Source organism: Leuconostoc garlicum (assembly GCF_001998805.1).
Lineage (GTDB): Bacteria > Bacillota > Bacilli > Lactobacillales > Lactobacillaceae > Leuconostoc > Leuconostoc lactis.
Map to the genome: position 1 here is coordinate 445,425 of NZ_CP016329.1, position 26,134 is coordinate 471,558.

The following is a 26,134-nucleotide window of genomic DNA, read 5'->3' on the forward strand; positions in this document are numbered from 1 at the left end:
CCGCTCAATGCCTGTCAGGCTATGCGTGATAAAATTTCGTTTTCTTCCTCCAAAATAGCGAGGCGCTTCTCTAGTTGCTTGACGTCTTTTAAAGTCTTTGACTGACCTTTGATCATGATTGGGGTAGCTTGTTTAACCCAAATAGCAATAGAATCTTTTGATGGTCCAAATTCTTCTGCTAATGATTTGAGTGAACGGCCTTCTTGGTGAAGTTTAACCAATGAATCTTTGAAATCTTGTGAATAACGAATTGACATAAAAATACTCCTATACTTTCATTTTACGGACTGAATAAAAATAGTCCATTTTTTTAGTATAAGAGCAACCCACGTTGCCACTCAAATATTCTGGGTATTGACTGATCCACTGACTTAATTCATTTTCACTGTTAAAACTATTATGAAAGCCACCCGCGACCGCATTATGCTTTTGATAAGGTAGCGCCATAAAAATATAAGCGCCTGCCTGTTGATATTGTTTGGTATATGACCACTTATCCATGATTACACCCTCGCAAATCTTTCTTCGTGCTTCAACAACGCATTAATGATTGTCTGTTGACTATTAACGCTCTTTTGTAACGTGTTGACTGTCTCCCAAAACTCGTTACTTGTGACAATGAGATACATGCCACCATGCGCTTGGCGGTTACTACCAATTAAATAACCACGCTTACGCAAATCTGCGACAATATCACTCACACGCTTTTTGTTAATCTGCAATAAGTAAGCTAATTTCTCCAATGTGATTGCTTGCGCTCGTCCTGCGGGTAATGTATTGAGTATCTGTTGCTCAATGTTTGATAGTGGTGTGTCTGTCATTGTCCCACCTCCAGCTCACCAGCTTTGTTCACAATATCAATCGCAAAACCTGCCATAATATCGACAACATCCGTAATGTACTCGGTATCAAGCTCTCCGCCCTCAATAGCTTTATTAAGTGTATGAGCTAACGCTTGTATTCTTTGTGCCTCGCCCGATAATGTTTGTAGATCTAAATTCCAAACTTTTAGTAATTTATCTTTATTCATGTTAAAATGTGTATAGCAAAAGCCATGATATGGGCGTTTGTGGTCGGTTATCACTGTTTCCTTGGCGGGGATGTGATAACTTTTTTTGTGCCCTTTTTCATGCTTTGCTGTCCTTTCTATTTATTCACTTTAAACAACTCACGTTCAATGGCGGTAATATCATAAATCACAATCTTATCGTGCTTATAGCCTGTGATCAGTCCCTGCCGTTTCCAACTTTTAACCGTGCCTAGACTTACATCAAAATGCTCTGCCACTTTCTCAGCTCGTTTCCAGACATGATTATGTTGTCTTAGTTGAAAAGATAGCTCTGCCAATTCTTCCATTAAGTCATCATTCGTTACTGCCATATCATCTCCTAATAATTAGCCGTGTTGTTGCTCTGTCTAACAGCTCATAAGCTTGCATGATTTCAAACTGTGCCTGTTCGTTCCCTGATACTCTGTCACTGTTAGCAATATCAATCAGTGGCTTGTATATGCGTTCTAAAGTTCTCACATACAGGTTGCTCATACCTTGTGTACCTCCTTTAAACTGTCGCCGACGACAACGCCTATAATAAATGCGCTAACAACTACAAAGACAAGTCCGATTACTTGTGCTACCCATAATGTCATACTTGTTCCTCCTGTTCTGCTTGTGCTTGATTTTCTAAATCGCCTTGCACCTTCTCGTTATCTTCGAGACGTTCATAATATTTGAGTTGCATGTCTTCCAAATCTTTCAACATGTTAATCACTGTTGGTGTTGTGATGTGGTCGCCTGCTTTCAAACTATCAACCAATGAGAGTGCTAACGTTTCTTGGATTTATTCCAATGCGCTATTCGTGTCCTTGATAACTTCCTGTTCTGTTAACAATGCGTTTGATACTGTCATGATATTTCTCCTATCTCGTTGCTTTTATAGTGGTTCACTCTTGCACTTAAATGTCTCTATTTACCTTTAATTGACCTGTATTGTCTGGTATGATATGTGTGTATTCACTGTACAAGTAAATACATTTTGTTCGTTTAACTAACATTAAATAATTAAACCATAACTTTTGTTAGTTAACTGTACAATACACTTTAAAGTTTCTTAATTGAGTTTCATTTTTGATTAAGCACTTTATAAATCCTTAACATTTAATCGAGGTGCCAATATGTCTGTAACATCAGAACGCATGAAAGAACAGCGCAAAATAAAAAAACTAACTCAGACTTCTCTAGCTGAATTAGTTAATTCTTCACGTTCTAGCATTGCACAAATTGAAACTGATAAATATACTCCCTCTTTTGCCATGCTCTCATTGATTGCTGACGCGTTAGATACTACAGTAGAGTATTTACAAGGTAAAACAGATAACGCGCTGAAAACGACTCTCAATGGATCTACTGATGGAGACACCAAAGTTAAGCACGTAGATTTAGCTGATGATGAGTTAATTATGTCTTTTGAGGGTAAAGAACTATCAGAGGAGTATAAACAAGCAATTATCGCGACCCTACGGACTATGCGTGAGGGTAAGAAATAAATGTATGAATATTTAGACTATACTTCCCCACTTGAATTCTTTGAAGATGTAGTGATTGAATACAATGCTAAACGTCCGCCTGATTGTCAAATAAGAATGTTTGAAGTGTGTGGCCAAGAATCAGATCCAGATGTTGCACCCCCTTTTGACAACGTAATTATTATCAACCCTAACTTTCAAACAAAATTTTCACTCCCTTTTAGGCAATTTCATGAGTTACAACACGTTCTAAATGGCGAACAACACAAAACTTATGCGTTCTCACCTTTAGCTAAAAATGATGCTGAAATTAGCGCTAATGCTTATGCGTTTAAAATGTTAGCTGATTTCTACTTTGACGAGAATACAGACAGATACAGCAAGCTTTATGACTTCATGGATTACTTTGGCATTCCTATGTCGCTTGAAAGTGCTGTTTTGAAGAATATATAGGAGTTGACACTATGTCAGTATTTTTTCTAGCACTAACGTTTCTTTTTTCTGGTACAACTTTTATTACGCTATCTAAGCGAGACAATAACAAACGATATCAGATTGCGGGCGTACTACTTACTGCAACCGGAGTAATCAATCTATTAATAGCACTTTTTAACCATTAACAGATTATCCAAGCTGACAGTTAAAAAGACACCTACTATCAGCAAGCGACTGAAAACGAAAAAATAACTCGTTATTTTAACGAGAAAGCCAACTCTGTGAATTGTTTCCCTGTTCCAACTATGGGCGGGGATGACTTACAAGGATACTTCAAATGACGACACACAACAAGATTATGATTATAGGCTGTGGTGGTTCTGGTAAATCAACTTTAGCTAGAAAACTTAGTGACAAAATGGACGTTCCAGTTTTCCATTTAGACGCCCTTTTATGGCATGATAACTGGGAAATGAGCAGTAAAGATGAACAACGCCATATCATTAACAATGTCTTAGATAAAGACCAATGGATTATAGACGGTAATTATAGCGCCACGCTTGATATGCGAGTAGCTAAAGCCGACACCATTATTTTTATAGATCGTAGTAGAGTAATGTGTCTGTACAACGTGTTGAAAAGATATATTCACTATAAGGGGCGCTCTCGACCAGACATGCACGATAACTGCCCTGAAAAAATTGACTTTGAGTTTGTGCGTTGGATATGGACATTTAACAAGAAACGAAAGCCTGCAATAATCAAAATGCTTGCTGCTGTTCAAAATACAAAAAATGTTGTGATTTTAAAAAACAATAGACAAATAAATTACTTCTTAAAATCTATCCAAAATTAAAAGAGCTCTCAGTGAGTGCTTACATAAGTGCAAATTTAAACTAATATCGTCTTTTTGGGGGATGAAAATGAATAAACTAAAAAAGCAGGGATTAGATGCACCATTGGTGCCAATTCTTTATATTATTGTTGGTTTGCTAGCTTGCTTATTTGCTTTATTTAGCAACTATAGCGGTTATCTATGGACTCTTTTTTACGGTATCATCATGGTTTTGGGCGGCTTGATATTCATACACACCTCAATACGTGGAAAATCCATGATATGGGACAGCATCATTGCTGATTTAACTATCCCCGAAAATAGTAAGGTGCTGGATTTAGGGACTGGACATGGCCTTGTGCTGTTGAAATTTGCGCAACATCTATCAGAAAAAGGACATGCAACGGGTATTGACTTATGGCTTAATAAAGATCAATCAAATAATAGCCTGAAAAATACAAATGACATCATCGAATCAAAAAAGTTATCACGGGTAGCAGATGTTCAAACAGCGAACATGTTAGATCTACCTTTTGAAGAAAACCAATATGATTTTGTTGTCACAAGCTTAGCACTTCATAATATTAAACCTGCTTCAGCACGTAAAGACGCTTTGAATGAAGCAGATCGTGTCTTAAAGTCTGGCGGAATGCTGATAATTGTTGATACAGGACATAACAAAAATGAATATATCTCAGTGCTACAATCTAATGGTTACAGCATTCAAAAACATAAGACTTATGGCATTATTGGTTGGTGGACTGGTCCATGGATGCCCACCTATTCAATCGTCGCCACTGCGCCAATAAAACAATAAAAAAGCACTCACAGAGTGCGTACATACGTGCCAAGCGTTCACGTTAAAAAGTTTGGAAAGTATTTCTTGCTATGACAGATATTGGTTACGTATACGCCCTTGAAAACAAATCATTTCCGGGCTACATCAAAATTGGTCAAACTACCAATCTTGACAACAGGCTAAAGCAATTTAATAACACGGGTATTCCAGATAGTAAGCCTACATTGCTACTATTTGCTCTAAAAATAACGAACTTTAAAAAAGCTGAAAGACTATTGCATAAGTCCCTTGCTGATAAACGCGACAGTTTGTCAAAAGAGTACTTTAAAGCGAACTTTAATCAAGTTAAAAGTGTTTTTGATTTATTATTGTTTAATGACCCTCATGCTGAATATGTCAAACCGAATGAATACAATGCGAGAATAACTGGAATTTACAAGCCAAATGTTGTACGCAAAACAGGACAACGTCCTAATAGAAGTTTTCATTATTTATCCATTCCCGTGGGTGCAAAACTAAAGTTCAAAGATGATCCTAAAATAGAGGTTACTGTGATTGACAGCAAAAACCAAGTATTATGTCGTTGCGGACACAAACATTCTCTTTCACGTGCTGCAATATGTTGTTATGACTTTTACCATAAACTACCTGAAGAACAGTCTGGAAAAGATAGAAACGGATTTGCTTGGTTCTCATACAATAAAATTCTATTGAAAGACATGAAACCCGTTGTGAATTCAGAATTTTAAGTAATTTCTATCAGATTGTCGTGCTCAATGTTTTTCTTTATGACTCTATTTTTTAACATTAAATTATTGTATATCATCCCCTAAATTACACATCCGCATAAACATAAAAGGCATGAACTTATATAATCTATTCCGTGCCTTTTGTTATGCATTTCATTACGCTGTTACAGCCATTTTAAGCGTTTAATGTCTGTCTAGTATAATACACTCATCAATATATCAAACGCAAATTTACACGCTATCTAGCTAGTTTTGAAACAAATACACAAGTTATATCTTAATCACTGATACGGGGATGAAAATATATCCGTTATCAATCAAATTTATAACCAACTCCGCTCGTGGTCGTTTCAAATGACCTCGAACTATCTAACTACCATTCCTCTTCAAAAGCATAGCAAAATATTTGTGACCCATTTTAGCACTCTGAAACAAAGTGCATACTCAACGATAAATGAATCAGTAATAAATAATTTAGTTTACACTTGTTGTCTTATATAATTTACACCCCCGCCCCACTTTGCTATCTGGGAGAGCGCTCACATATCGTCATCTTGTAAAAATGTTCAATTTTGAAAACTTTTTTTTATAGGGGGGATACCCTAAAAACGTTGATATATAGGCATTCTGTTTTTTTGATAAAATTTTAAGAATACTGTTATATCAATGTTTTTAGCATGTTAATTTCTAAAAAAACGGACTTTCAACACTATTGCCACAAGGGTTTAACACCCATTACATTAAAACTACCGTAAAAAGTACCCCTTATTCCTACCCTACTTTTATAGATATGCGTGTCCTCTCCAAAACAAAATATTACATCAAAATCAACAATTTAGTGGTATGTTTGTGCTACCCCTAAACGTATATTTTTAGTTAAAAATGCCTTTATATCAGCATTCTATATCCTAAAAACGCCTTATAAAAAGTTTTGATTTTTGCATTCGTAAGATTTCAGGACGCCACCTTGTGACGCTCCCCTCCAACACCATGGGCGGGGGCGTTTTATAAACACAAATATTAGGGGCATATGTACCTGATTTTTTAGTAATATATCATACTTTTTTAGCAAACTGGTCAACTAATTTACCACCCCTATAAATCCTAACGACATTGGTAATGACTTTATGTGATCCAAAAATTTCTATATTTTCATAAATCACTTATTGAATTTCAACTTATTTCTTTGTTTAGTGCGTTACATTTGTGTTTTCTTTCAGCATCAAATCATTGTCAAAGTATTCAATTATCAACAACGAATATCAGTCAGAAACAAATCAACCAAGATAACAATAAAAAGTTTCTTTGAATCTGACAACAATAAATCTTCTTCCTATCGTTCATCAGGTTTCTTTATTACAAACAAAAAGCACTGCTTTTACTGCAATGCACGATGTCTTAAATGACTAAACTCACTGTTATGTGCTAGAGGCTTTAAAATGATGATGCCATTCAATCAAATTTGACTCTTGGTCCTTATAAATCGGTATATCAGACCTTTTTAAATAATGGTTTCATAATTATGGGTGCTATTATCGTTGAAATAATTACGGCAATAACAAACTCAGCTGACGTATCCTCATTAATAATCTGTGATGATATGCCTATTTGAATAATTACAAGAGCCATCTCGCCTCTAGAAATCATCCCCGCTCCTATTGCGTTTGCAACATTAACATTTAAACCTGAAAACCTTGCACCCCACGCAGATCCGATAAATTTGGTAACAACAGCCAACGCACTAAATATTATAATAGCTGTTAGCTTGTTTCCTAATCCTTGAATTGCAACTCCAAGGCCAATAGATCCAAAAAATACAGGATAGAATAACCAATTACCAATTTTTGTACTTAAAACGCCAACCTTATCAGAAAAATCAAATTTTCTCAATACTATTCCTAACGCAAAAGCAAATAAGGGCAATAAACTATTTATCCCTAATGTACCGCCACCTACAAAGACAGAGAACAACGTTACAGCAAACAAAGCAATTATATCGTCCAATACCGCCGCCGAAAGCATAATTGCCCCCATTGAAGTAGCTAATTTTTTTTGTTCAGCTAATACAGCCAATGTGATGGAAATAGAAGTTGCAGAGAAAACAACACCAGCAAATATAGAAGCTTGTATATTATATCCGAGCAATAAAAACGCAATCGGGAAAGCAATTATGGGTAATATCACCCCCATGGTTGCAATAAGTGATGAGGCCTTAATATATTTCTTCATTTCTTTTAAATCAGACTCTAAGCCCGAGTTTAGCATTAACAAGAAAATACCTGTCTCAGCAAACAAGTGAATGAAATAACTTGGTTCTACTATATTTAAACCACTGGTTCCTAAAATGATTCCAGACAATAATTGTCCAACAACCTCGGACAACCCAAACCAAGTGCCTATTTTCCCAAGTATAACCGTAATTATAACAAGCAACAAAATTAATAGATACTCCATTTTTTCTCCTAACATTAAAAAGCCTCAAAAATAGCTAGTTCCCCGACTAACCATTCTTGAAGCTTACGCCCAACCGTTCAAATTTAATTACATTTACTATATCATATTTTTGATGTTCAAATCAAATTTGATTATTTAGTTAAATTTGACTTCTTTATTCTTGAAATTAATTTTTGTGATGTTCTAACACGACTGAATTCATGCTACTTTATCGACTCACTCATTATACAATCTTGCATGTGGTCGCTCTATCTTACTGACTATGGCATTTAATTCGTTATTTAATGCCACAATATAGTTAGTTGGTGCTACAACATTGTAGAACTCTCCAAATGCTTCCTTTTCTCGATATTTGAGCTTGTACATGTCTTTTAACTCTGGTGTTAGTTTTTGTTTAAATGGATCCAGTCTGTCTTTCACATCACATATGAAACGGATAGTGTCCGACCTGTATTTATTTGTTGCGCCTTTTGGTTTGAGATAATCTAAATAATCCTCCAACGCACCTGAAAAATAATAAACCAATAACTCACGATTACTCATGTCTATCTTCATTAGTCCACCTACTTTATGAGATATGACTATTATACTGTATATATTTATATTTAAATGTATATATGCTGATTATGTACCACATTTTAGTTTATGTGCTGTTGTTTCCCACTTTTGCAAAAAAAAAACGGCTTAAACGCCGTTACACTGCTTACTTGCTTATTTAAAATGTTTCCCAAAAAGTTTCCCATTTTGTGTGAAATGCTATGAAATACAGTGCAACGTTTTTCATAAGAAAAGGCGCTACATCAAGGTTTTTGCAACCTTATGCAACGCCATGAAATGCTAAATGGAGAAGAAGGGATTCGAACCCTCGCACGCTTTAACACGTCTACACCCTTAGCAAGGGCGCCTCTTCAGCCGCTTGAGTACTTCTCCATAACAGATACTATCATACCAGACATAGCTGATAGTATCAAGCGTTTTCATAGATTTGCGCACGATGATCACGTTACTCAAGTGACAATGACTGATACCGTAGGCTAATGAGCCCGTTCTTAGGCGTTTTTAAGTTGGCGTCGATAAGCCATAAGATCATGTGAAATAGTCTTTGTTGCCGCATAGACTTGTTGGTAAATCGCATAGACTTGCTCATAATTAGCTACCGCTTCAGGATTTGGTTCATAGGTTGCGCCAAATGAAATAATTTCACGCGCCGCATGCTGAACTGAGTCATACCAACCTAGTCCAGTTGCCGCAATCATGGCAGCCCCTAATCCTGGGCCTTGTTCGTTGGCCAGTGTGACCACCTTCTTGTTAAAGATATCGGCTTGGATTTGCAACCACAAAGGACTCTTGGCCCCACCGCCAATGGCGACGACCGTATCAAATTCAGCGCCTTCACGATCATAAATCGTCATAATGTCTTTAAAGCTGAAAATAATGCCTTCCAACACGGCGCGAATAAAGTCGGCGCGTTGATGGGTTCGATCAATGCCCGTAAAGCTACCACGAATATCAGCATCTGGATAAGGCGTCCGTTCACCAGAAATATAAGGCGTAAAGATCAACCCGTTCGCCCCAACTGATGACTCTGCTGCAGCATTTACCCATTCCGCAAATGGGATATCTTGTCCAAAGACAGACTTGAACCAAGCGTTAGCATCCCCGGCTGCTAAGGTCACACCCATTGAATAAAAAGTGTTGGGAATCGCATGATTAAAGAAGTGGATATCACCGCGATAATCAACATCTGGCTGGGCTTCAAATTTAGCCACCACGCCTGATGTCCCAATCGATGACATCACCATATTAGGTTGCAATAAACCAGCTCCTACAGCACCCGCTGCATTGTCGGCTGCCCCACCAAACATCTTTGTGGCGGTTGTTAGACCAGAGAATGAGGCGTATGAATCTGAAATATTACCCGCCAAATCTGTTGATTCAATTAATTCTGGGAAGAATGACGCTGGTAGATCAAATGCTTCTTGGACTTCTTGTGACCATGTCTTGCCGGCGACATCCAGCGCGACTGTTCCGGCTGCGTCTGAATAATCCATCGCCAACTTACCCGTCATCCGGTAACGTAGATAATCCTTTGGGAGCAAGAATGTTGTCGCTTGCTTGAAAATTTCTGGTTCATTTTCTTTAACCCAAAGAATCTTAGGTAATGTGAACCCTTCCAAAGCATGGTTACGCGTAATGGCGACAAACTTGTCTGCCATCTTATCCGCAATTTCTTGCGTTTGCTTGGTCGTGCGGGTATCGTTCCACAAAATTGCTGGCCGCAACACTTGATGATGTTCATCTAACAAGACCAGCCCGTGCATTTGACCAGAATAAGAGATCCCCGCAATGTCTTCTGGCTTAATGCCGTCCTTTAAAATTAAGTTCACAATGGCAACTGTTGTGCCATTCACCCAATCTTCAGGATTTTGTTCAGACCAGCCAGGATGTGGCTGTGACAGTGGGTAATCAAAACTTTGCTGCGCAACAATTTGACCCTCACGATCCACAGCAGAAACTTTAACAGATGATGTGCCAAGATCGACACCTAATACAACTTGTGTCATACTTTTTCTCCAATTGACTTTCATGACTAAAATTATTCGCATGCAGTATCACTGACGATGATCATCAATATTATCCTGCATGCTATGTACAAAGCATCGCAACGTCCGTTACGATGCCTTTTTCCACACAACCAGTTCAATGCGTTGGTGGTTAAATCGGTATATGTTAATTTTGGTTGGAAATTTAATTTAAGGAGAGGAGATTATTTTTTGGGAGGATATATAATCGGATTAATTTAAATGCTTACTTGCCCAACACTGAGAAAATGTAGTTGTTCAATGTGGCCTTAATTTGTTCTTGGCGACCTGACTTCAATGTTGCATTGATTTCGTCATCTGTCTTGTTTTCCGCATAGGCAGCCAAATCCTTCAATGTCACTTTACCAGCTTCAAAGTCTGCGCCGATACCTGAATCAAATGAGGCATAGCGTTCCTTCAAAATGTTTTCGATGACTTGATCTTCGATCAACTTAGCTGCCACCTTCAAACCAGCAGCATACGTATCCATACCAGCAATGTGTGCATAGCAGAGATCTTCAAATTCAAAGCTTTGACGACGTGGCTTTGAATCGAAGTTCAAACCACCTGTTGGCAAACCACCATTCTTCAAGAATTCATACATGACCAATGTGGCTTCGTAAATGTCATTTGGGAATTCATCGATATCCCAACCAGTGAGCTTGTCACCCATGTTGGCATCAAGTGATCCCAACAAACCAGCTTCGCGTGCAAAGCGCACTTCGTGTTCATAAGTATGACCAGCCAAGTAAGTGTGGTTACCTTCCAAGTTTAACTTGAATGTGTCTTCCAAGCCATACGTCTTTAAGAACGCAATCGTTGTTTGCACATCAAAGTCATATTGGTGTTGTGTTGGTTCCTTTGGCTTTGGTTCAATCAAGAATTGACCTGTGTAGCCAATTTCATCAGCATAGTCCTTAGCCAACTTGAAGAAGGCAGCGATGTGGTCTAATTCACGCTTTGTATCCGTGTTCAAAAGGAAGTCATAACCTTCACGACCACCCCAGAAAACATAAGATTCTGAACCCAAACGCTTAGCGATATCAAGTGAGTGCTTAATTTGACCAGCGGCGTAAGCAAAGACTTCGGCAAATGGTGTGGTTGCTCCACCAGCCAAGAAACGCTTGTTAGTGAAGAGTGAGGCTGTGTTCCAAAGCACCTTCTTGCCAGTTTCTTGCATCTTTTGTTCAATCTTGTCGATCACCTTGTCAAGGTTCGCATTTGTTTCGGCTAATGTCTTACCTTCTGGTGCCAAGTCACGATCGTGGAAAGCAAAATATTCGATACCTGTCTTGTCCAAAAATTCGAACATGTAGTCGACTTTTGCCAACGCTGCGGCCATTTCATCGCCGTCACCCGCATTATCCCATGGGCGTACTGCTGTGCCTTCACCAAACGGATCCGTCAAACGTTGATCCATTGTGTGCCAGTAAGCCACTGAAAACTTGAGCCATTCACTCATCTTCTTGCCGGCAACAACTTCATCAGCGTTATAGTAATGGTAGCCATCACCAGCTGTAAGTGACTGATTGCCAACATAAGTCACTTTTGGAAATGAAAACAATTCTGACATGTAATACTCCTTCTGGACATTAACGTCCTTAACCATTTAATCTTACGTTGGTTGGTTTAACCAACCAACTTACAACTATATTGTATACGCTTTCATTTCTAAGCGCAACCCTTTTTGTGTAAATTTATCCCATTAAATTTTACGAGATACCAAAAAAACCCATGACTGGGTTTTAGTGTGTGAATATTAATGGCAGTTCCTCTAAATCAAGGATTCTCCGCGTCATCGCGGCCGCACCACCAAGTAGGGTGGCTTCATAGACCGAGCGATTGGCAAATAAAATTTCACTCTCATTGGTTGGGTTCATATGTTGATACGCTTCAATCACACGACCAAGTAAATTAGGCATTTCCGCAATAAACCGCGAATGAATAAACAAAGCTTGGGGCGCAGTCGTTTGAATAATATTATAGGCCACTTGGGCAATACCAATCACCCAATCCTCTAACAATCGCGTGCTCACCGCATTGTTCTGGTTAGCAAAAGTAACAAACGCATCGCGATTGGCCACTGGTTCTTCCGTCAGGGCTGCGAGTCGGGCCAGCATCGCATCTTCGGAATATAAATCTTCGACACGAATCGGCGCATTGTGTGCCATGGCCACAATGCTGCGCCCGACTTCACCGGCATCCCCCTGCATCCCGCGATAAAGCTGGCCATCAATAATGATACCAGCACCGATACCATAATGGATATTCAAGGCGACTAAATTATCATACTGGGCTGTCCGATAATAATCATGATAATCACGAATATACACAGCAGCTGAATTCGCCTCATTTTCTAACATCACCGGCACACCACCGACTTTTTCAAGCGTTGCCGCAATATCGACGTTACGGTAATCAAAAAACGGCGAATACACAACTTGATTATCATTCACCACGCCGTGAATCCCCACAGCAATCCCCATTAAACCTTCTTGGGTGCCATGCTTTTTATTTTTATGGGCCTTCACGTGTTGGCTCATCAGTGCGAGCACTTCATCAACGGCCCGCCCATCCACTAATTCTGCACTCTGAGAAATGACTTCACCACTAAGGCGGACTAAAGCCATGCGCAAATGATAACGCCCCATATCAAAGCTCATCACATAGCCATATTGCCGATTAAACCGAATCATTTTGGCTTTACGCCCACCAGTCTCAGTGGTGGTGCCTTCACCCAGGTCCTCAATAAACCCTAATTTATCCAAATCACGGTAAATTGAACTAATGGTTGATTTATGCAGGTTTAAATCGACGGCCAATTGCGCCCGTGACGTTTCCTTCGCATTAAATAACGCTTGCAGCACTAAGCGTTGATTGTGATCTCTCATGGTGAGTTGATCTGATTTATCCATGTTGGCTAACACTCCATTTCAAAGGACTGATGTTACAAATCACTATTTTTGCGACCAGCGTCGTCGGATAACCAAGTCACGACAACGCGTTATCAGCAGTCATTACACGACTTGTTCGATTATATATTGATTCTATTGTACGTGAACACAACCTATCCATCAAGCCGTACCTTGAACGTCACGCCTGCACGTTTTGTGACCAATAAAAAATGGATCTTCTGTGAAGATCCATTTAACTGCCTTAATCAAAACGTTGTTCTGACTTTTCCCATGAGAACGAGCCATCAGCCAGCACACGATCTCCCAGCTCTTTGTAATCAAAGTACGCAAATTCTGCTGTTGAACCGTAGCCTGAATAATCCACCGCGGCCAAACCAACATAGGCGCCCGTAAAGAAGCCGCCGTATTCGCGGACAACATAGTCATCTGATAGCACCGCAGCATCTAATTCAACGCCGGTTGCATGCCAAGTTTCCCCATCAAATGAGTAGTAGTACGTATACGTTTCCTTACGGTTTTCCGACTTAAAGTAGACGTATTCTGTCCCGTCAGGAATGACTGGGGCTTGATCACGCAAATATGACGTGTAGCTGCCGTTGCGAAGACCACCCTTGTTTTCGGCCACTTCGATGACATTTTGGCCGGCATCATTTTTGGTAATGAAAATCCATGACCAGTGTGAATGGTTATAATAATTCGTTAACCCAGCCATTGCTTGATAAGAATACGGGTCAAACTTAACTTTTGTTTCCGCATCAAAGTAGAAGGCTTGCCAACGACGGGCAATCAAGGACAAATCAAACGTATTGGCCAGTGAACCTTGTCCAATCAAGGTTAACTTGCCATCACCCGTATGCCCCATCTTGTCAGTAAATGGTACACGTAGCGTGTTCCAGTTAATATCCAACGTTGGTGTGTCAAATTCGTCATGTTGTGAATGATCTGCTGGTGCATCTGTCACAATCGCATCCTTTGGTGCGTCAACAAACGTTTGCCCACCATGACCGCCGACAATCCGAGGCCAACCTGCATCGTCCCATTCAACCTTTTGAATCGCTGTTTCACGACCCAACGTTGACCAACCACGTGGATCTGTGGCACTTTCGTTGGCATGATGCCATGGACGCGCCGTCAAAGAAGCATAGTACCATTCGCCACCTGGTGTTGAGACCAAGGCACCATGGCCTTGCTTTTGCAAATAAGAATTTGGCGTATCAAAGTTGGTGATAAATGGCCCATCCGGTTCCACGACAAATGATAGTTCATCTAATGTCTTTGAACGTGATACCACTTCTTGGTGCGTAAAGATTGTGCCACCTTCTGCCGTGAACAAGTAGTATTCACCATTAATCTTATACAAATGTGGGCCTTCGACTAACTTCACATCGGTGCCGGCAAAAATCGTCCGTGCCGTTTCTGGCTTCAACTGCATCGTGTCAGTGTCAAATTCTGTCAACGTAATCCCATCAAATGGATGACGATATTCACGGTGATCCCATGTTTGTTGTACCAAATACTTGCGACCGTCATCATCATGGAATAGTGACGCATCAAAGCCAACACCGTTAATCAAAATTGGCTTTGTCCATGGGCCTTGAATCGTTTCAGCCGTTGTCAGGTAGTTCTTCATATCCTTGAAGTTACCATCTGTGATTTTCACATCCGTGAAAATCAGCCAGAACTTACCATCCGCATACGACAGGTCTGGTGCCCAAATACCGCCAGAAGATGGATTCCCCTTCATATCAAGCATGTCAGTCGTATCGAGGACATTCTTAACTAAATTCCAGTGAACCAAATCCTTTGATTCATGAATGCGTACTCCTGGGAACCATTCAAATGTTGACGTGGCGATGTAGTAAGTATCATCCACCCGAATAATTGAGGGATCCGGATTAAAACCGGGTAATACAGGATTCTGGATCTGCATAATTTTCTCCTATTAACTTAATCTTTCAATTTTTCAATAATTAACTATTTTTTTCTTTGAGCGCGTCATTCATTTCATCAACATAAGCGTCAGACAAAGGATAACGGCTAATCACAAACATTGCCAAGAGTGCCAAGATAGCTGGTAACCAGATCATTGACCATTCAATACCTGTCTGGGCAAGGGCTGATTGTGTCAAAGCGCCTGACTTGAAGTCAGTCATTTGAAGCAAATAACCTGGGATAATACCACCCAAAGCCAAACCAATCTTGAAGAAAAGTCCCATGATGGCGTTGATGATGCCGACGACACGCTTACCAGAAATATATTCACCATGCGCAACCACTTCAGGTACCAAAGCCCACATGAAACCAGTTGCTGATGTCAATCCCCACTGTTGCAAGAAACGACCCGTGAAGCCAAGCCAGTCTGCTGATGGGTTCTTTGACCAAGCAAAGAGCAACAACTGACCAACAATGAAGATACTCAAGAATGTGTAGAAGAAACCTTTCTTACCTAATGTCGCACGTAGTCGTGGCCACATGACAACCAAGAAAATACCTGGAATTGAGCCAATCAAACCAATTGAGGCCATCAAAGCTGACTTACCACCTTCAGCACCAAAGTTATATTGCATAAAGTATGGCCATACAGTGTTACCAAAGAACATCAAGGTAAAGCCAACGAGGAAGAACATACCTAAGATTTGTAGGGCCTTGTTACGCTTAAATTCTGCAAAGAGATCCGTATATTTAACTTGATCACCTGCTGTTTCTGCAGGTAACACACGTTCTTTCGTATTGCGGTAAGCCACAAATAGGCTCGCTGCCCCAATCAACATATAGATGCCATATACTTTAAACCAAGCACCCGCTGCTTCTGGCGCAGCATAATTACCCAAATTCAACTTCAAACCGAACAAGCCTGTGTCTGTTAACTTCGCGTTTGGTGAAGCCAATTGCACAAACAATGGGAACAGTGTGTACACCAACAAGTTACCCACGTTGGCCAACATCATACGCGTTGATGTTAACTTACCGATTTCTGCTTCATCACGTGTCAATGAGGCGTTCAAAGCACCATAAGGAATATTAACAAATGAATAAACCAAGGCCGTTGCCATATATGAAACCGTTGCATAGGCTGTTGTGGCAACTGTTCCAGCACCAAGCACCTTAGCGACTGGTAAGAAGAGCAACGCTGCCAAAATAACCAATGGCAACCCAAAGTTGAGCAGGAATGGGCGATACTTCCCGTTTTTTGTCACCCGAGCTTTATCGACAACCGTGCCGACCCAAGGATCCCAAACGACGTTAATCCAACGGACAACCAAAAAGATTGTTGCCCCAACACCAGCAGAAATACCGTTAATGTTCGTCAGGTAAAATAGTAAGAAACCACCGACTGTACCGAACACCAAGTTTTGAGCAAAATCGCCCAATCCATAACTCACACGATCCCACGTCGTGAGCTTAGCAAATTCATTATTCTTGTGAACACTTCCGTCCATCTTTCTTCTCCTTCTATTGCTAACAAATTATGTTATACTGTGTCACCATATTCCAAAATTCAACTTGCTTAACGTCGCTTGTAATTTTTTGAAAGCGGTAACATTTCTTTTTTATAGTGTTACTATATCATGGTTGGTTTGTTCGCGCAACTAACTAACGTAAATTTTTTTGTTATTTTTTAAATGACCCTAAAATACCTGCGTTACCCATTGTGCCAACAGTTAACACTTTTAGGCCACAAAAAAAGATGGCAACTGCCATCTTTTAAACAATTGAGGTTATCTTACGCCTCGGCAAGTACCGCCGCAAAGTCATCATGGTAAATTTCAAACTTCTTCTCACCAACACCAGAAATAGCTAAAAATTCAGCCGCTGTTTTTGGTCGGAGAACGGCCATATTCATCAGTGTTTTGTCTGAGAAAATCATAAATGGCGGCAAGCCTGCTTCACGCGCAAGCGCTAAGCGCTTCATCTTTAACTTAGCAAATAACTGGTTATCCTCATCCGATAACTTTAAGCCGTCAGTCGCCACGTTGGTTTGCCGTTGAGCAATAACTTGCTGGTTCACCCGCTTGGTCACTTTTAATTGCCCCTTGAGCACCTGCACGCCACGATCCGTCAGCTTTAAGACGGGAAATTCGCCGCCTTCAATCCGCAGATAGCCGTCGGCCGTTAAATAATCAATAAAACGACTAATGTCTTTAATCGTTCGCTCTTTCATCAAGCCAAATGTGGGTAATGTCGTTAAATGCGCATACTTTTGCACACTGGCATCCCGTGAACCTTTGAGAACTTTAGCGACCAAAGTTTTCCCAAAACTTTGGTTCATCCGCACAACGTTGGCCAAGACCCGTTGCGCATCGGTTGTCACATCCACCCGCTCACGCGCATCCAGACAATTCGAACACTGACCACAATCTTCGGTCACCAATTCACCAAAATAACTCAAGAGATACCGCGGTAAACAGGTTTCCGTATTAGCAAAAGCATTCATTTCCCGAATTTTATTGTATTCATTTTGCTTATGCGCTTCGGTTCCTTCAGACTTCTGCACAAAAAATTCCTGCAAATGAATATCTTGCGGTGCATACAATAAAACTGCCTCTGACGGCAACCCGTCACGGCCCGCACGGCCAATTTCTTGATAATAAGCCTCAATGTTGCCTGGCACGGCGTAATGAATGACAAAACGCACATCCGGCTTGTTAATCCCCATACCAAAAGCATTGGTGGCAATCATCACTTGGACATCATCATATAAAAAGGCTTCCTGCATCGCTTGACGCTCTTTTTCTGGTAATCCAGCATGATAACGCCCAACTTTGACGCCTTTTTTAGCCAAAAAGTCGTACAATTCATCAACTTGTTTACGCGTTGCCGCATAAATAATGCCGCTTTTTCCAACATTAGAACGCAAATAATCTTGGACATATTGGCGTTTATCAACTTGATGGGCAATTTTAAGGGCCAAGTTATCACGCGCAAAGCCGGTTAAAACAGTGTCTTCATCATTAACCGCCAGCAATTGCTGCAAATTTTGACGGACACGATCTGTGGCCGTCGCCGTCAAACCAAGTACTGCTGGCTGGCCTGGAATTTGTGCGAGTAACGGTAAAATATTTAGGTAACTGGGTCTGAAATCATGCCCCCATTGTGACATAACATGGGCTTCATCAATGGCAATTAATTCAATCGGCAGTTGCTGGACAAAATTAAAAAAACTCGGAATTTCCAAGCGTTCAGGTGACACATACAACATTTTATAAAAGCCTGCCCGAATGTCTGACATGCGTTGCGCCTGTTCTTGACCTGTCAAAGTTGAGTTCAAAAAGGTCGCGTCAATCCCCATCGCATTCAGACCATCGACTTGGTCCTTCATCAGCGAAATTAACGGCGAGACCACCAAGGTAATCCCTTCAAACATCACAGCCGGTAGCTGATACGTGATGGATTTCCCACCACCAGTTGGCATAATCGCTAGCGCATGTTTGTGTGCTAAGACTTTTTCAATAATATCTAATTGTCCGGTACGAAAATCATCGTAACCAAAGACTTCTTTTAAAATTTCACGCGGTTTTTGCATAATTCTATTATAAGCTATTGCGTCAACCGATGGACAGTTAAAAGACCGTCGTCAAATCATTAACCGTTTGCACTTGCAAAGCACCGGTGGCACTTAGATCAAAAATAGCCACCGAACCGTTTTGTGGCCGTTGCGCTGTCATTAGCTGGCCGTAATGTTGTGCCAAATTGCCAATGAGTTGCCCGTGCGTCACGAGCAAAATTGTCGCGTCAGCCGGATATTTTGCTAGTAAGTTGGCCAAGGCTTGATCAATGCGTTGCCAAAAGGCGGCCGCATTTTCACCGAGATGTTGAGGATCCAGTTGATAAATCGTATCCATGATCGTTGTCATGTCCGCATGTTCAGCAATTTCGCTAGGATCATCTGTCACCAGCCCTAACGCGGCCGCTACAGCAGACCACATGTCATGATTACCCCCACCTTCAAAACTACCAAAAAAATATTCCCGCCATTCGGGTGTGCTGACTAACGCTGGTGGTGTTTGCAAGTTTTCAGCCAACACAAACTCCGCCGTATGAATTGCCCGCGACGTGTCTGATGACAAAGCGGCATCAAAATGCACATTTTTCAAGCGTTGACCGGCCGCACGGCCATCTGCTTCGCCTTTTGGTGTTAAGGGCGTATCCGCCCAACCTTGAACTTTGTCTAACCAATTAAAAATTGTTTGACCATGTCGTACTGCATATATCCTCATGCTAACGCCTCCTCATTGTTGTCACATATCACAAAACCATTGTTTAAATTCTATTTTACGCGTCTCTGTATTTTTTAACAAAAAAAGACACTGTTTACGCAACGTGTCTTATGAATCATCAGGATTCAAAACGGATTCAATTGAAATGACCACGGAATATATTGCCGGAAAATGTAATGCAAACCAGCTAGCAGACCAGCTACCACCGCCAATACCAAAAGATCATCACTTTGGAATGCTTGCGTCTGCTGCAATGACAAAATTATCCCTTGGACGCCAATATAGAGAACACTAAACCATCCAAAATAGGCCGCTAAAATATTTCCGCCAATGCGAGTCGTTTTGTCAAACCAATTCTCTGGTTGCCCAGCAAAAAAATTCACATGTAACCAATCCAAAAACAACATGATAAACACAAAACTGATCATATCCATGCTGACTAATTTCAAAATAGTCCAGTAGTCTTGCGGCGCACTAAATGGTTGTTGGTGCCAAAGGTTAAGCAAATAAGCGGTCAAAATATCGGACCCCAAAATAAATAATAACCAACTCAACGGTTTTGCACGTACCATATCACGAATCATAGCTTGCTCCCTTATCACCAACGCACCACCCGATTTCAGTCATATCGGCCATGCCTTATTTACTCGATTATACCACGTCCCCTTGACCAAGCATCCCACAATAAAACGCGTGACCCACTCAGTGGTGTCACGCGTTTTTTAATTAGTTATCGGCTTGTTTTAAGCCAATCCCCGTCACGGCTGACAAAATCGACATCACCGGTGAGAGTAAGGCAAACAAGGTAAATGGTGCAAAAGCCAATACGGGAACCCCCAGTGTTTGCGCCGCAAAACCACCGGCAACCCCCCAAGGCACCAAATAATTCATGACCGTCCCCGAGTCTTCAATCGTCCGTCCCAGCGCCAATGGCGAGAGCTTAACCGTCTCAAAGCTTTTCTTAAACAACTGGCCAGGCAAAATTGTGGCGAGATACTGTTCGCCCACCAAAAAGTTCGCCCCAATCCCCGTGAACAAGGTTGCCAAAATAATGGCACGTTGGGTCTTGAGATGCGACACGATTGGTTGCATGACCGCATTTAAAATCCCTAAACCACTCAACAGGCCACCAAGTCCCAAGGCCAACATAATCATCATGATCGTTGACATCATCGCAGCCATACCGCCACGATTGAGCAAGGCCATCAATGTTGGGTTGGTGCTGGTCGTTTTAAAGCCATTGACAACCAAATCTGCCAGCGCCGGCACATTATGTTGCCATAAAAAGGCAACGCTCGTGACTAAAATATTGAGCATCAACGCCGGAATGGCGGGTACTTTATACCAAGCCGTCACCACCAGCAAACCTAATGGCACAAGTGCCCACCATGTCGGTTGTAGCAAAGGTAATAAGGCGGCAATCTTTTGGGTCGCCTGTGCGTCTGCTCGGTACCCCACACTCAAAATCACACTCACGATAAACGTCACGCCCCAAGCCGGCACAGTTGTCCACATCAAATTTTTAATGTGGGCAAAAAGATCCGTCCCTGAAATGGCACTGGCCAAATTCGTTGATTCTGACAAAGGTGAACTCTTATCACCAAAAATAGCGCCTGATAAGACAATTCCCGCCACAATCGCTGGATTCATCCCCATCAACGTGCCAACACCCATCAACGAGACGCCAATCGTCGATAAGGTTGTAAAGGCACTACCAATCAAAGCACCCACCAGCGAGGTGGTGACAAACGCTGTTGGTAAGAAAAATGCTGGGGTTAAAATTTTAAAGCCCGCCCAAATCATCGTGGGAATCACGCCAGTCGCCAGCCACAGCGCAATTAAAGCGCCAATCAGTAAGAAAAGGAATAATGGTGTCAGTCCTGATTCAATCCCTTTCACCAGTTCACGTTGACTCGTTACCCATGACACGCCGCGCAAGCGTGCCACAACCATGATTAAACCAATCACGGCTAAAATTGGGGCAATTGGCATGAGGCCAAAGCCAATCACACCCACCGCCAAAATAATCACCGTTCCTAATAACAAAAAAGCTGACAACTTGGTACTGAGTTGTTTTGCCATATTTTTTCTCCTGTCGTCATCAGTTACCTGATGTTTTTTTACAATAAAAAAGTCCCTGCTGTCACTTTGACAGAAGGGACGAATCGACAATTAAAAATCCGTGGTACCACCCAGCTTACGCGTTAAAAAACGCATCACTTTGGCATTTGATAACATGGTGCTGCCACGCTTAAATCGATAGCTGTATTTCGGATAGTAACACCTGTGCAGTTTTCACCAACCACTGCTTCTCTTCACGCCGAATGTTTATCCTACTCAAATAAGTGCTAATTTCAAGTAGTCTTAGTTTACTATGCCTTGCGTAGGCTGTCAACATGATGATACTTTATCAAACTGCACGCTAACATATGCATTCAGAGATAACTGCCATTTTTTATCAAAATATGCATATTTATACTATTTTTTGCGATTTATACCATGACGGATCATTTTCTTCTTGATACAATTTTATTATCACGTAACCGTGGTAACATTCTTTTTTATATCTCCTTCCTAAAACGCCCGCCTCTTCATTATCGGGCGTTTTTTCTCCCACATATCCCCAAAATTTTATTTTCATTTTATCCAGGTTATATTTTTATTTAAATTTTTAACTGTAATATTTAAGACATAGCCAACCTAACCAACTGGCTATATCTCCTCTTCTCTTTATTAATAAGCGTAACGCTAACATAAAAAGGCTTTTGACTTCCTCCCGAGACATCAGCCTTTTTATTTTGCGCCGTACCGGTCATGCTTTATCTTCAATCACCAAAATAACTACTTTTGATAAATAAAATGGTGTTACTATTCTCAGTGTGTTATCATTAATCAATTCAAATATTAATTATCTTAACCTGTTGTAACTTTTTTGCTTGTCACCAGAGGACGACTATGTTTAAAAACAATGACCAGAAATTTTTAATGTCTTTCGTATCAAACCACGCCAATTTAACTGATGCTGAAAAAAACATTATTTCTAAAACACTTAATCAATTAAATGATCAGCATGTATCGCAGTATCGAGAAATGGGACTTTTAACACATTCGCTTCAGATCCTATCGCTTAACGGTAAGTTATCTACGGACGGTCTCCTACTGCTCAAAAAATTACATCAAAAAGATTGGTTCGTGGGTATCCTCTACAATCTGCGATTTTTGAGATAATTATGGCGACTACTACCGTATACCAAAAAACAAAAACAGCCACGACTTATTTAGTCGCGGCTGTTTTTTCTGATCATATTATTTCGTGGTCGTTCCGCGATGAAAAGTAACTGGGAACATATATTGTCGTTCTTGTGAGCGTTCTGGTTGTTCAATTTTAGCAATCAACACATCAACTAACGTCTTGGCCAAATCGGCAATTGGTTGCACTACTGTTGATAGTTCTGGAAAACTTTGTAAAACAAACGCACTCCCATCATACCCGATGACTTGGACATCTTGTGGCACACGTAAGGCCATCGTGCGCAATACTTCAAGCACTAACAGCGCTGTCGCGTCATCAGTGGCCATAATGCCATCTGGCTGCTGTTCGGTAATGGCTTGATGCATTAACATCTTCCGGAAATTCACCGTGGCATCACTCGGTAGCACTTGGACGACTGGCGTCAGCCCCTGTTTTTGACTTGCAACCATGAACCCATTGGTACGGTCAACCGTTGGGTTAATATCGTGCATTTCACCCGAAAAGACGAGTAACCGTTTAGCGCCACCAGCAATCAGGTTTTGGGCAGCCATTTGACCGCCAGAGAAGTTATCCGAACTGACGGTCGGAATTTGCGGTCCAAAGTAACGGTCAAGTGACACCACCGGCAGATTCAAGTCGTGATAGGCATCAATAATCATATTATGCGACGCCGTAATCAAGCCATCCACCTGATTTGATTGGAGCATACTGATATAGGCACGCTCTTTTTCAGGATTATCGGAACTGTTAGCAATAATCACTTTATAAGACCGTTCAAATAACTCGGCCTCGATTTTTTCCAGTAATTCGGCATTAAATGGGTTTTGTGTATTCGTTAAAATGACCCCAATAAGCTTCGTTTTTTTCCCTGACAGCGACCGCGCGACTGAATTTGGCTGATAATTTAATGCCTGCATCGCCGCATAAATGCGCGCTTCTGTTTGTTCGGAAAAATAACCACGCTTGTTAATCACACGTGACACTGTTGTCAGAGAAACGCCCGCGCGTTCTGCCACATCTTTTAACGTATAACCCAATTTATCTACCCTCGGTTCAAATGACTCTTTTCTATTTATATAGTTTATCAAAGAATACCAAGGTTGCGTTAAATAATGATTCCCGAGTTGGCACATCCCCCCAACTATGATCAGCCCCCGGAACCACTGTTAAGTCAACGGGTTGTTGGTAAGTGTCAACGTACTTTTGCGCATAGCTCACTGGGGCAATCGTGTCGTCGGCACCATGGATGATCTTAACCGGCCCAAGATATTGTTTGGCAGTTGGATATATGTCAACCGTCTTCACATCCTCAAAGAATTGTGAGCCTAACTTCATCGAATTAAAATCAAAATACCCTTTTTCAGCGACCGTATCAATCGGCTTACCCTGTAGGGTGTGATTGTTCACGATTTCATCTTGGAAAACAGCGGCCGGTGACCATAGGCACAACCCCATCACCGCATCACCGCATCACCGACCAGTCCAGCAACCATACTAGCCGCGACACTCCCTAGACTCATCCCCAGCAACGCCACCCGTTTCTCATCCACAAAATCGAGAGTCTTCACGAAGGCCACTAATTGCGTGCCTTCATAGACTTCATTGCTAAACGTAAAGTCGATGAAATCACCATCACTTTCACCATGACCCGAGAAATCAAAGGCAATCGCAGCAATCCCACGTTTGGCGAGTTGCCGACTAATTTGGACAAACGAACAGAAATATTCATCTCGTACTGCGCCAAAGCCGTGAAATAACAGCACTGTGGGCACTGGACCGGTCACGCCTTCTGGCACATGGGCTGTTCCTCGCAAAGTTAACCCATTAATGGTGGTGTTGACATACTTAATCATGAATTTATGACTCCTTCGTTCATTTCATCTTGGCGTTTCGCCTGCAAATCGGCGTGCATCTTGGCACTGAGTTTATCCAAACCATAAAACATAATACTGATGATACAAATGGCATCAATCAAGGCTGGGCCATACACAAAGCAGACATTAATCCCCATGATACCTGAAGCTGTCTGGGTCATATTGGGGACAAAATGGAAATGTGCCAAAATGTCACTATTGATCACGCCAGCCAGTCCGGCACCAATACTGGCACCAATGGCCGAAACAGACGTTAGCAAACCTTGGGCGCGAACGCCAAAGCGCCATTCGCCATAATCCACCGTTTCAGCAGTCATCACAAACATCAAGCTCTGCGCCGCACCGAGACCAAAGGCCGAAACGGCAACTCCTAATAGGGCCACGCCCATGGTTGCTTGTTGGGCCGCAACATATAAGACACCCTGCCCAACAATGGCAACACCCAAATTCCCAACCACAACGGTGCGCATTTGGAAATGGCGAATCAAAAACGGAATCGTAATAGCGCCAATAATCATGGCCAACGCACTCAGCAAATTAGCAATCGCTGACATCCCCTCATTGTGCAACACATACTTAAAGAAGTAAACCGTTGAAGAATTTTTGACCACCACACCAATGAAGATAATGATATTGGTGATAATAATAGTCCACCAAGGACCGTTAGGGAGCAGCGCCTTAATACTATCATGCAATGGTACCGGCTTTTCTTGTGCGGGCGTCACGTTCTCGCGCACATTGGTAAACGTGAACACTTCAGCCATGACAAGAATCACCGCAAAGATGCCCATTGCAATCGTAAACCCTTTTGGACTATTAAGACCACCAAACAGCGATACTAGCGGTAAAATGGCCAAGCCAGAAATCAAGCCACCAAATTGTCCCAGTACGTTACGGAACATATTGGCTGAGGCACGCTCATTGGCATCCCCCGATAGACTGGGCAAAATGGCGTTAATCGCCGTGCCTAAGCCAGCAAAGCAGATGGTGAAAATAGCATACGTGGCATACGCTAACGGCAACCGCGCATTGACTGGGAAAAACGTAATGGAGAACAGCAGTACGGCTGACACAGCGTATGGCACGGCCATCCATAAGAACCACGGCCGAACTTTACCAAAACGGGTTTGCGTTTTATCCACTAAGATACCAAAGATAGGACCGGCAAAGGCGTCAAAAATCCGAACCACCAAAAATAAAATACCGGTTGCCGCTAAGCTAATACTGGCGACATCCGTATAGTAAAACATCAGGTAGTTTGTCGCGGCGACAAACACCAAGTTATTACCAAAATCACTCATACCATAAGCAACTTTGTTTGCGACGGTTAATTTCTGTTCCATTTGAGTATCCTCCTCAATCAAGGCCAGCGAAAACGCTTACATTTTTAACCGCCCTTATTTTAATCGCGATATTTTGTTATGTCAAGCGCACGCCATAAATATGTCATGAACTATTTATTTTTCCATTATAAGAAACATAAAAAAATATGGTTTG

26 protein-coding genes and 1 tRNA gene are annotated in these 26,134 nt (G+C 41.4%); 5 read left to right on the forward strand and 22 right to left on the reverse strand.

Going from position 1 to position 26,134, the window contains the following annotated elements; genetic code table 11:
- Window positions 1-14: 14 nt before the first annotated feature.
- From A9176_RS02185 to A9176_RS08870, 6 genes are all read right to left on the reverse strand, one after another.
- Window positions 15-257 carry a transposase gene (locus A9176_RS02185; protein ID WP_004912700.1) on the reverse strand — a complete coding sequence of 81 codons (243 nt, stop codon included), beginning with the start codon at window positions 255-257 and terminating at the stop codon, window positions 15-17.
- Between the two features lie 10 nt (window positions 258-267).
- The gene (locus A9176_RS02190) at window positions 268-501 is read right to left on the reverse strand and encodes a hypothetical protein (RefSeq protein ID WP_077282015.1); all 234 of its coding nucleotides are present in this window, start codon (window positions 499-501) and stop codon (window positions 268-270) included.
- A 2-nt stretch (window positions 502-503) separates the two neighbouring features.
- Window positions 504-821: an Rrf2 family transcriptional regulator gene (locus A9176_RS02195; protein WP_077282016.1), complete on the reverse strand. Its 318-nt coding sequence runs from the start codon at window positions 819-821 to the stop codon at window positions 504-506.
- A complete protein-coding gene (locus A9176_RS02200) occupies window positions 818-1,030 on the reverse strand; it encodes a hypothetical protein (protein ID WP_143472697.1) in 213 nt (70 codons plus the stop codon). The genes A9176_RS02195 and A9176_RS02200 overlap by 4 nt, the downstream gene beginning before the upstream one ends.
- Window positions 1,031-1,146: 116 nt before the next feature.
- On the reverse strand, window positions 1,147-1,380 hold the full coding sequence (locus A9176_RS02205; protein ID WP_077282018.1) for a hypothetical protein: 234 nt from the start codon (window positions 1,378-1,380) through the stop codon (window positions 1,147-1,149).
- 263 nt (window positions 1,381-1,643) lie between these two features.
- Window positions 1,644-1,802 carry a hypothetical protein gene (locus tag A9176_RS08870; RefSeq protein WP_242943235.1) on the reverse strand — a complete coding sequence of 53 codons (159 nt, stop codon included), beginning with the start codon at window positions 1,800-1,802 and terminating at the stop codon, window positions 1,644-1,646.
- 370 nt (window positions 1,803-2,172) lie between these two features.
- Between A9176_RS08870 and A9176_RS02220 the strand changes: the two genes are divergently transcribed.
- The 5 genes from A9176_RS02220 (at window position 2,173) to A9176_RS02240 (ending at window position 5,341) form a co-directional block, all read left to right on the forward strand.
- Window positions 2,173-2,544, forward strand: a complete 372-nt coding sequence (locus A9176_RS02220) for a helix-turn-helix domain-containing protein (protein ID WP_048801799.1) — start codon at window positions 2,173-2,175, stop codon at window positions 2,542-2,544.
- The gene (locus A9176_RS02225) at window positions 2,545-2,976 is read left to right on the forward strand and encodes an ImmA/IrrE family metallo-endopeptidase (RefSeq protein WP_077282020.1); all 432 of its coding nucleotides are present in this window, start codon (window positions 2,545-2,547) and stop codon (window positions 2,974-2,976) included.
- A gap of 319 nt (window positions 2,977-3,295) precedes the next feature.
- Window positions 3,296-3,814: a DNA topology modulation protein gene (locus A9176_RS02230; RefSeq protein ID WP_077282021.1), complete on the forward strand. Its 519-nt coding sequence runs from the start codon at window positions 3,296-3,298 to the stop codon at window positions 3,812-3,814.
- Between the two features lie 67 nt (window positions 3,815-3,881).
- Window positions 3,882-4,610 (forward strand): class I SAM-dependent methyltransferase, encoded by a 729-nt coding sequence (locus A9176_RS02235; protein WP_077282022.1) that lies wholly within the window; start codon window positions 3,882-3,884, stop codon window positions 4,608-4,610.
- A gap of 71 nt (window positions 4,611-4,681) precedes the next feature.
- Window positions 4,682-5,341 (forward strand): GIY-YIG nuclease family protein, encoded by a 660-nt coding sequence (locus A9176_RS02240; RefSeq protein ID WP_009999924.1) that lies wholly within the window; start codon window positions 4,682-4,684, stop codon window positions 5,339-5,341.
- A gap of 1,491 nt (window positions 5,342-6,832) precedes the next feature.
- Here A9176_RS02240 and A9176_RS02245 read toward each other — a convergent pair.
- From A9176_RS02245 to A9176_RS02320, 16 genes are all read right to left on the reverse strand, one after another.
- Window positions 6,833-7,795, reverse strand: coding sequence for a cation:proton antiporter (locus A9176_RS02245; protein WP_077283224.1), 963 nt, complete (start codon window positions 7,793-7,795; stop codon window positions 6,833-6,835).
- A gap of 216 nt (window positions 7,796-8,011) precedes the next feature.
- Complete coding sequence (locus A9176_RS02250; protein ID WP_227784021.1) at window positions 8,012-8,338, reverse strand: hypothetical protein; 327 nt, start codon at window positions 8,336-8,338, stop codon at window positions 8,012-8,014.
- A gap of 299 nt (window positions 8,339-8,637) precedes the next feature.
- Window positions 8,638-8,725, reverse strand: a tRNA-Ser gene (locus A9176_RS02255).
- 119 nt (window positions 8,726-8,844) lie between these two features.
- The gene (gene xylB / locus A9176_RS02260) at window positions 8,845-10,359 is read right to left on the reverse strand and encodes a xylulokinase (RefSeq protein ID WP_077282024.1); all 1,515 of its coding nucleotides are present in this window, start codon (window positions 10,357-10,359) and stop codon (window positions 8,845-8,847) included.
- Window positions 10,360-10,603: 244 nt separating this feature from the next.
- A complete protein-coding gene (gene xylA, locus A9176_RS02265) occupies window positions 10,604-11,950 on the reverse strand; it encodes a xylose isomerase (protein ID WP_048699850.1) in 1,347 nt (448 codons plus the stop codon).
- Window positions 11,951-12,122: 172 nt separating this feature from the next.
- Window positions 12,123-13,292, reverse strand: a complete 1,170-nt coding sequence (locus A9176_RS02270; protein ID WP_077282025.1) for an ROK family protein — start codon at window positions 13,290-13,292, stop codon at window positions 12,123-12,125.
- 241 nt (window positions 13,293-13,533) lie between these two features.
- A complete protein-coding gene (locus A9176_RS02275; protein WP_029509980.1) occupies window positions 13,534-15,222 on the reverse strand; it encodes a glycoside hydrolase family 43 protein in 1,689 nt (562 codons plus the stop codon).
- Between the two features lie 40 nt (window positions 15,223-15,262).
- Window positions 15,263-16,732: an MFS transporter gene (locus A9176_RS02280; RefSeq protein WP_077282026.1), complete on the reverse strand. Its 1,470-nt coding sequence runs from the start codon at window positions 16,730-16,732 to the stop codon at window positions 15,263-15,265.
- A 284-nt stretch (window positions 16,733-17,016) separates the two neighbouring features.
- Window positions 17,017-18,816: a DNA helicase RecQ gene (gene recQ / locus A9176_RS02285; RefSeq protein ID WP_077282027.1), complete on the reverse strand. Its 1,800-nt coding sequence runs from the start codon at window positions 18,814-18,816 to the stop codon at window positions 17,017-17,019.
- Between the two features lie 37 nt (window positions 18,817-18,853).
- Window positions 18,854-19,510, reverse strand: a complete 657-nt coding sequence (locus A9176_RS02290; RefSeq protein ID WP_077282028.1) for a histidine phosphatase family protein — start codon at window positions 19,508-19,510, stop codon at window positions 18,854-18,856.
- Between the two features lie 125 nt (window positions 19,511-19,635).
- Complete coding sequence (locus A9176_RS02295; protein ID WP_077282029.1) at window positions 19,636-20,094, reverse strand: Tellurite resistance protein; 459 nt, start codon at window positions 20,092-20,094, stop codon at window positions 19,636-19,638.
- A 142-nt stretch (window positions 20,095-20,236) separates the two neighbouring features.
- The gene (locus A9176_RS02300; RefSeq protein WP_077282030.1) at window positions 20,237-21,592 is read right to left on the reverse strand and encodes a Na+/H+ antiporter NhaC family protein; all 1,356 of its coding nucleotides are present in this window, start codon (window positions 21,590-21,592) and stop codon (window positions 20,237-20,239) included.
- Window positions 21,593-22,816: 1,224 nt separating this feature from the next.
- Window positions 22,817-23,800: a LacI family DNA-binding transcriptional regulator gene (locus A9176_RS02310; protein WP_065423682.1), complete on the reverse strand. Its 984-nt coding sequence runs from the start codon at window positions 23,798-23,800 to the stop codon at window positions 22,817-22,819.
- A 31-nt stretch (window positions 23,801-23,831) separates the two neighbouring features.
- The gene (locus A9176_RS08875) at window positions 23,832-24,218 is read right to left on the reverse strand and encodes an alpha/beta hydrolase family protein (RefSeq protein ID WP_242943236.1); all 387 of its coding nucleotides are present in this window, start codon (window positions 24,216-24,218) and stop codon (window positions 23,832-23,834) included.
- The gene (locus tag A9176_RS08880; RefSeq protein ID WP_242943237.1) at window positions 24,218-24,616 is read right to left on the reverse strand and encodes an alpha/beta hydrolase; all 399 of its coding nucleotides are present in this window, start codon (window positions 24,614-24,616) and stop codon (window positions 24,218-24,220) included. Before A9176_RS08880 ends, A9176_RS08875 begins: the two co-directional genes overlap by 1 nt.
- Window positions 24,613-25,980: a glycoside-pentoside-hexuronide (GPH):cation symporter gene (locus A9176_RS02320; RefSeq protein WP_077282032.1), complete on the reverse strand. Its 1,368-nt coding sequence runs from the start codon at window positions 25,978-25,980 to the stop codon at window positions 24,613-24,615. Before A9176_RS02320 ends, A9176_RS08880 begins: the two co-directional genes overlap by 4 nt.
- Between the last annotated feature and the right edge of the window lie 154 nt (window positions 25,981-26,134).

Coding starts and splice junctions, on each gene's coding strand:
- A9176_RS02245 (WP_077283224.1), bottom strand. CDS start 7,795: ATGGAGTATCTATTAATTTTGTTGCTTGTTATAATTACGGTTATACTT.
- A9176_RS02205 (WP_077282018.1), bottom strand. CDS start 1,380: ATGGCAGTAACGAATGATGACTTAATGGAAGAATTGGCAGAGCTATCT.
- A9176_RS02230 (WP_077282021.1), top strand. CDS start 3,296: ATGACGACACACAACAAGATTATGATTATAGGCTGTGGTGGTTCTGGT.
- A9176_RS08880 (WP_242943237.1), bottom strand. CDS start 24,616: ATGATTAAGTATGTCAACACCACCATTAATGGGTTAACTTTGCGAGGA.
- xylB (WP_077282024.1), bottom strand. CDS start 10,359: ATGACACAAGTTGTATTAGGTGTCGATCTTGGCACATCATCTGTTAAA.
- A9176_RS02240 (WP_009999924.1), top strand. CDS start 4,682: ATGACAGATATTGGTTACGTATACGCCCTTGAAAACAAATCATTTCCG.
- A9176_RS02235 (WP_077282022.1), top strand. CDS start 3,882: ATGAATAAACTAAAAAAGCAGGGATTAGATGCACCATTGGTGCCAATT.
- A9176_RS02190 (WP_077282015.1), bottom strand. CDS start 501: ATGGATAAGTGGTCATATACCAAACAATATCAACAGGCAGGCGCTTAT.
- A9176_RS02225 (WP_077282020.1), top strand. CDS start 2,545: ATGTATGAATATTTAGACTATACTTCCCCACTTGAATTCTTTGAAGAT.
- A9176_RS02320 (WP_077282032.1), bottom strand. CDS start 25,980: ATGGAACAGAAATTAACCGTCGCAAACAAAGTTGCTTATGGTATGAGT.
- A9176_RS08875 (WP_242943236.1), bottom strand. CDS start 24,218: ATGGGGTTGTGCCTATGGTCACCGGCCGCTGTTTTCCAAGATGAAATC.
- A9176_RS02250 (WP_227784021.1), bottom strand. CDS start 8,338: ATGAGTAATCGTGAGTTATTGGTTTATTATTTTTCAGGTGCGTTGGAG.
- A9176_RS02200 (WP_143472697.1), bottom strand. CDS start 1,030: ATGAATAAAGATAAATTACTAAAAGTTTGGAATTTAGATCTACAAACA.
- A9176_RS02295 (WP_077282029.1), bottom strand. CDS start 20,094: ATGATTCGTGATATGGTACGTGCAAAACCGTTGAGTTGGTTATTATTT.
- xylA (WP_048699850.1), bottom strand. CDS start 11,950: ATGTCAGAATTGTTTTCATTTCCAAAAGTGACTTATGTTGGCAATCAG.
- A9176_RS02275 (WP_029509980.1), bottom strand. CDS start 15,222: ATGCAGATCCAGAATCCTGTATTACCCGGTTTTAATCCGGATCCCTCA.
- A9176_RS02270 (WP_077282025.1), bottom strand. CDS start 13,292: ATGGATAAATCAGATCAACTCACCATGAGAGATCACAATCAACGCTTA.
- A9176_RS02280 (WP_077282026.1), bottom strand. CDS start 16,732: ATGGACGGAAGTGTTCACAAGAATAATGAATTTGCTAAGCTCACGACG.
- A9176_RS02290 (WP_077282028.1), bottom strand. CDS start 19,510: ATGAGGATATATGCAGTACGACATGGTCAAACAATTTTTAATTGGTTA.
- A9176_RS02195 (WP_077282016.1), bottom strand. CDS start 821: ATGACAGACACACCACTATCAAACATTGAGCAACAGATACTCAATACA.
- A9176_RS02220 (WP_048801799.1), top strand. CDS start 2,173: ATGTCTGTAACATCAGAACGCATGAAAGAACAGCGCAAAATAAAAAAA.
- recQ (WP_077282027.1), bottom strand. CDS start 18,816: ATGCAAAAACCGCGTGAAATTTTAAAAGAAGTCTTTGGTTACGATGAT.
- A9176_RS02185 (WP_004912700.1), bottom strand. CDS start 257: ATGTCAATTCGTTATTCACAAGATTTCAAAGATTCATTGGTTAAACTT.
- A9176_RS02300 (WP_077282030.1), bottom strand. CDS start 21,592: ATGGCAAAACAACTCAGTACCAAGTTGTCAGCTTTTTTGTTATTAGGA.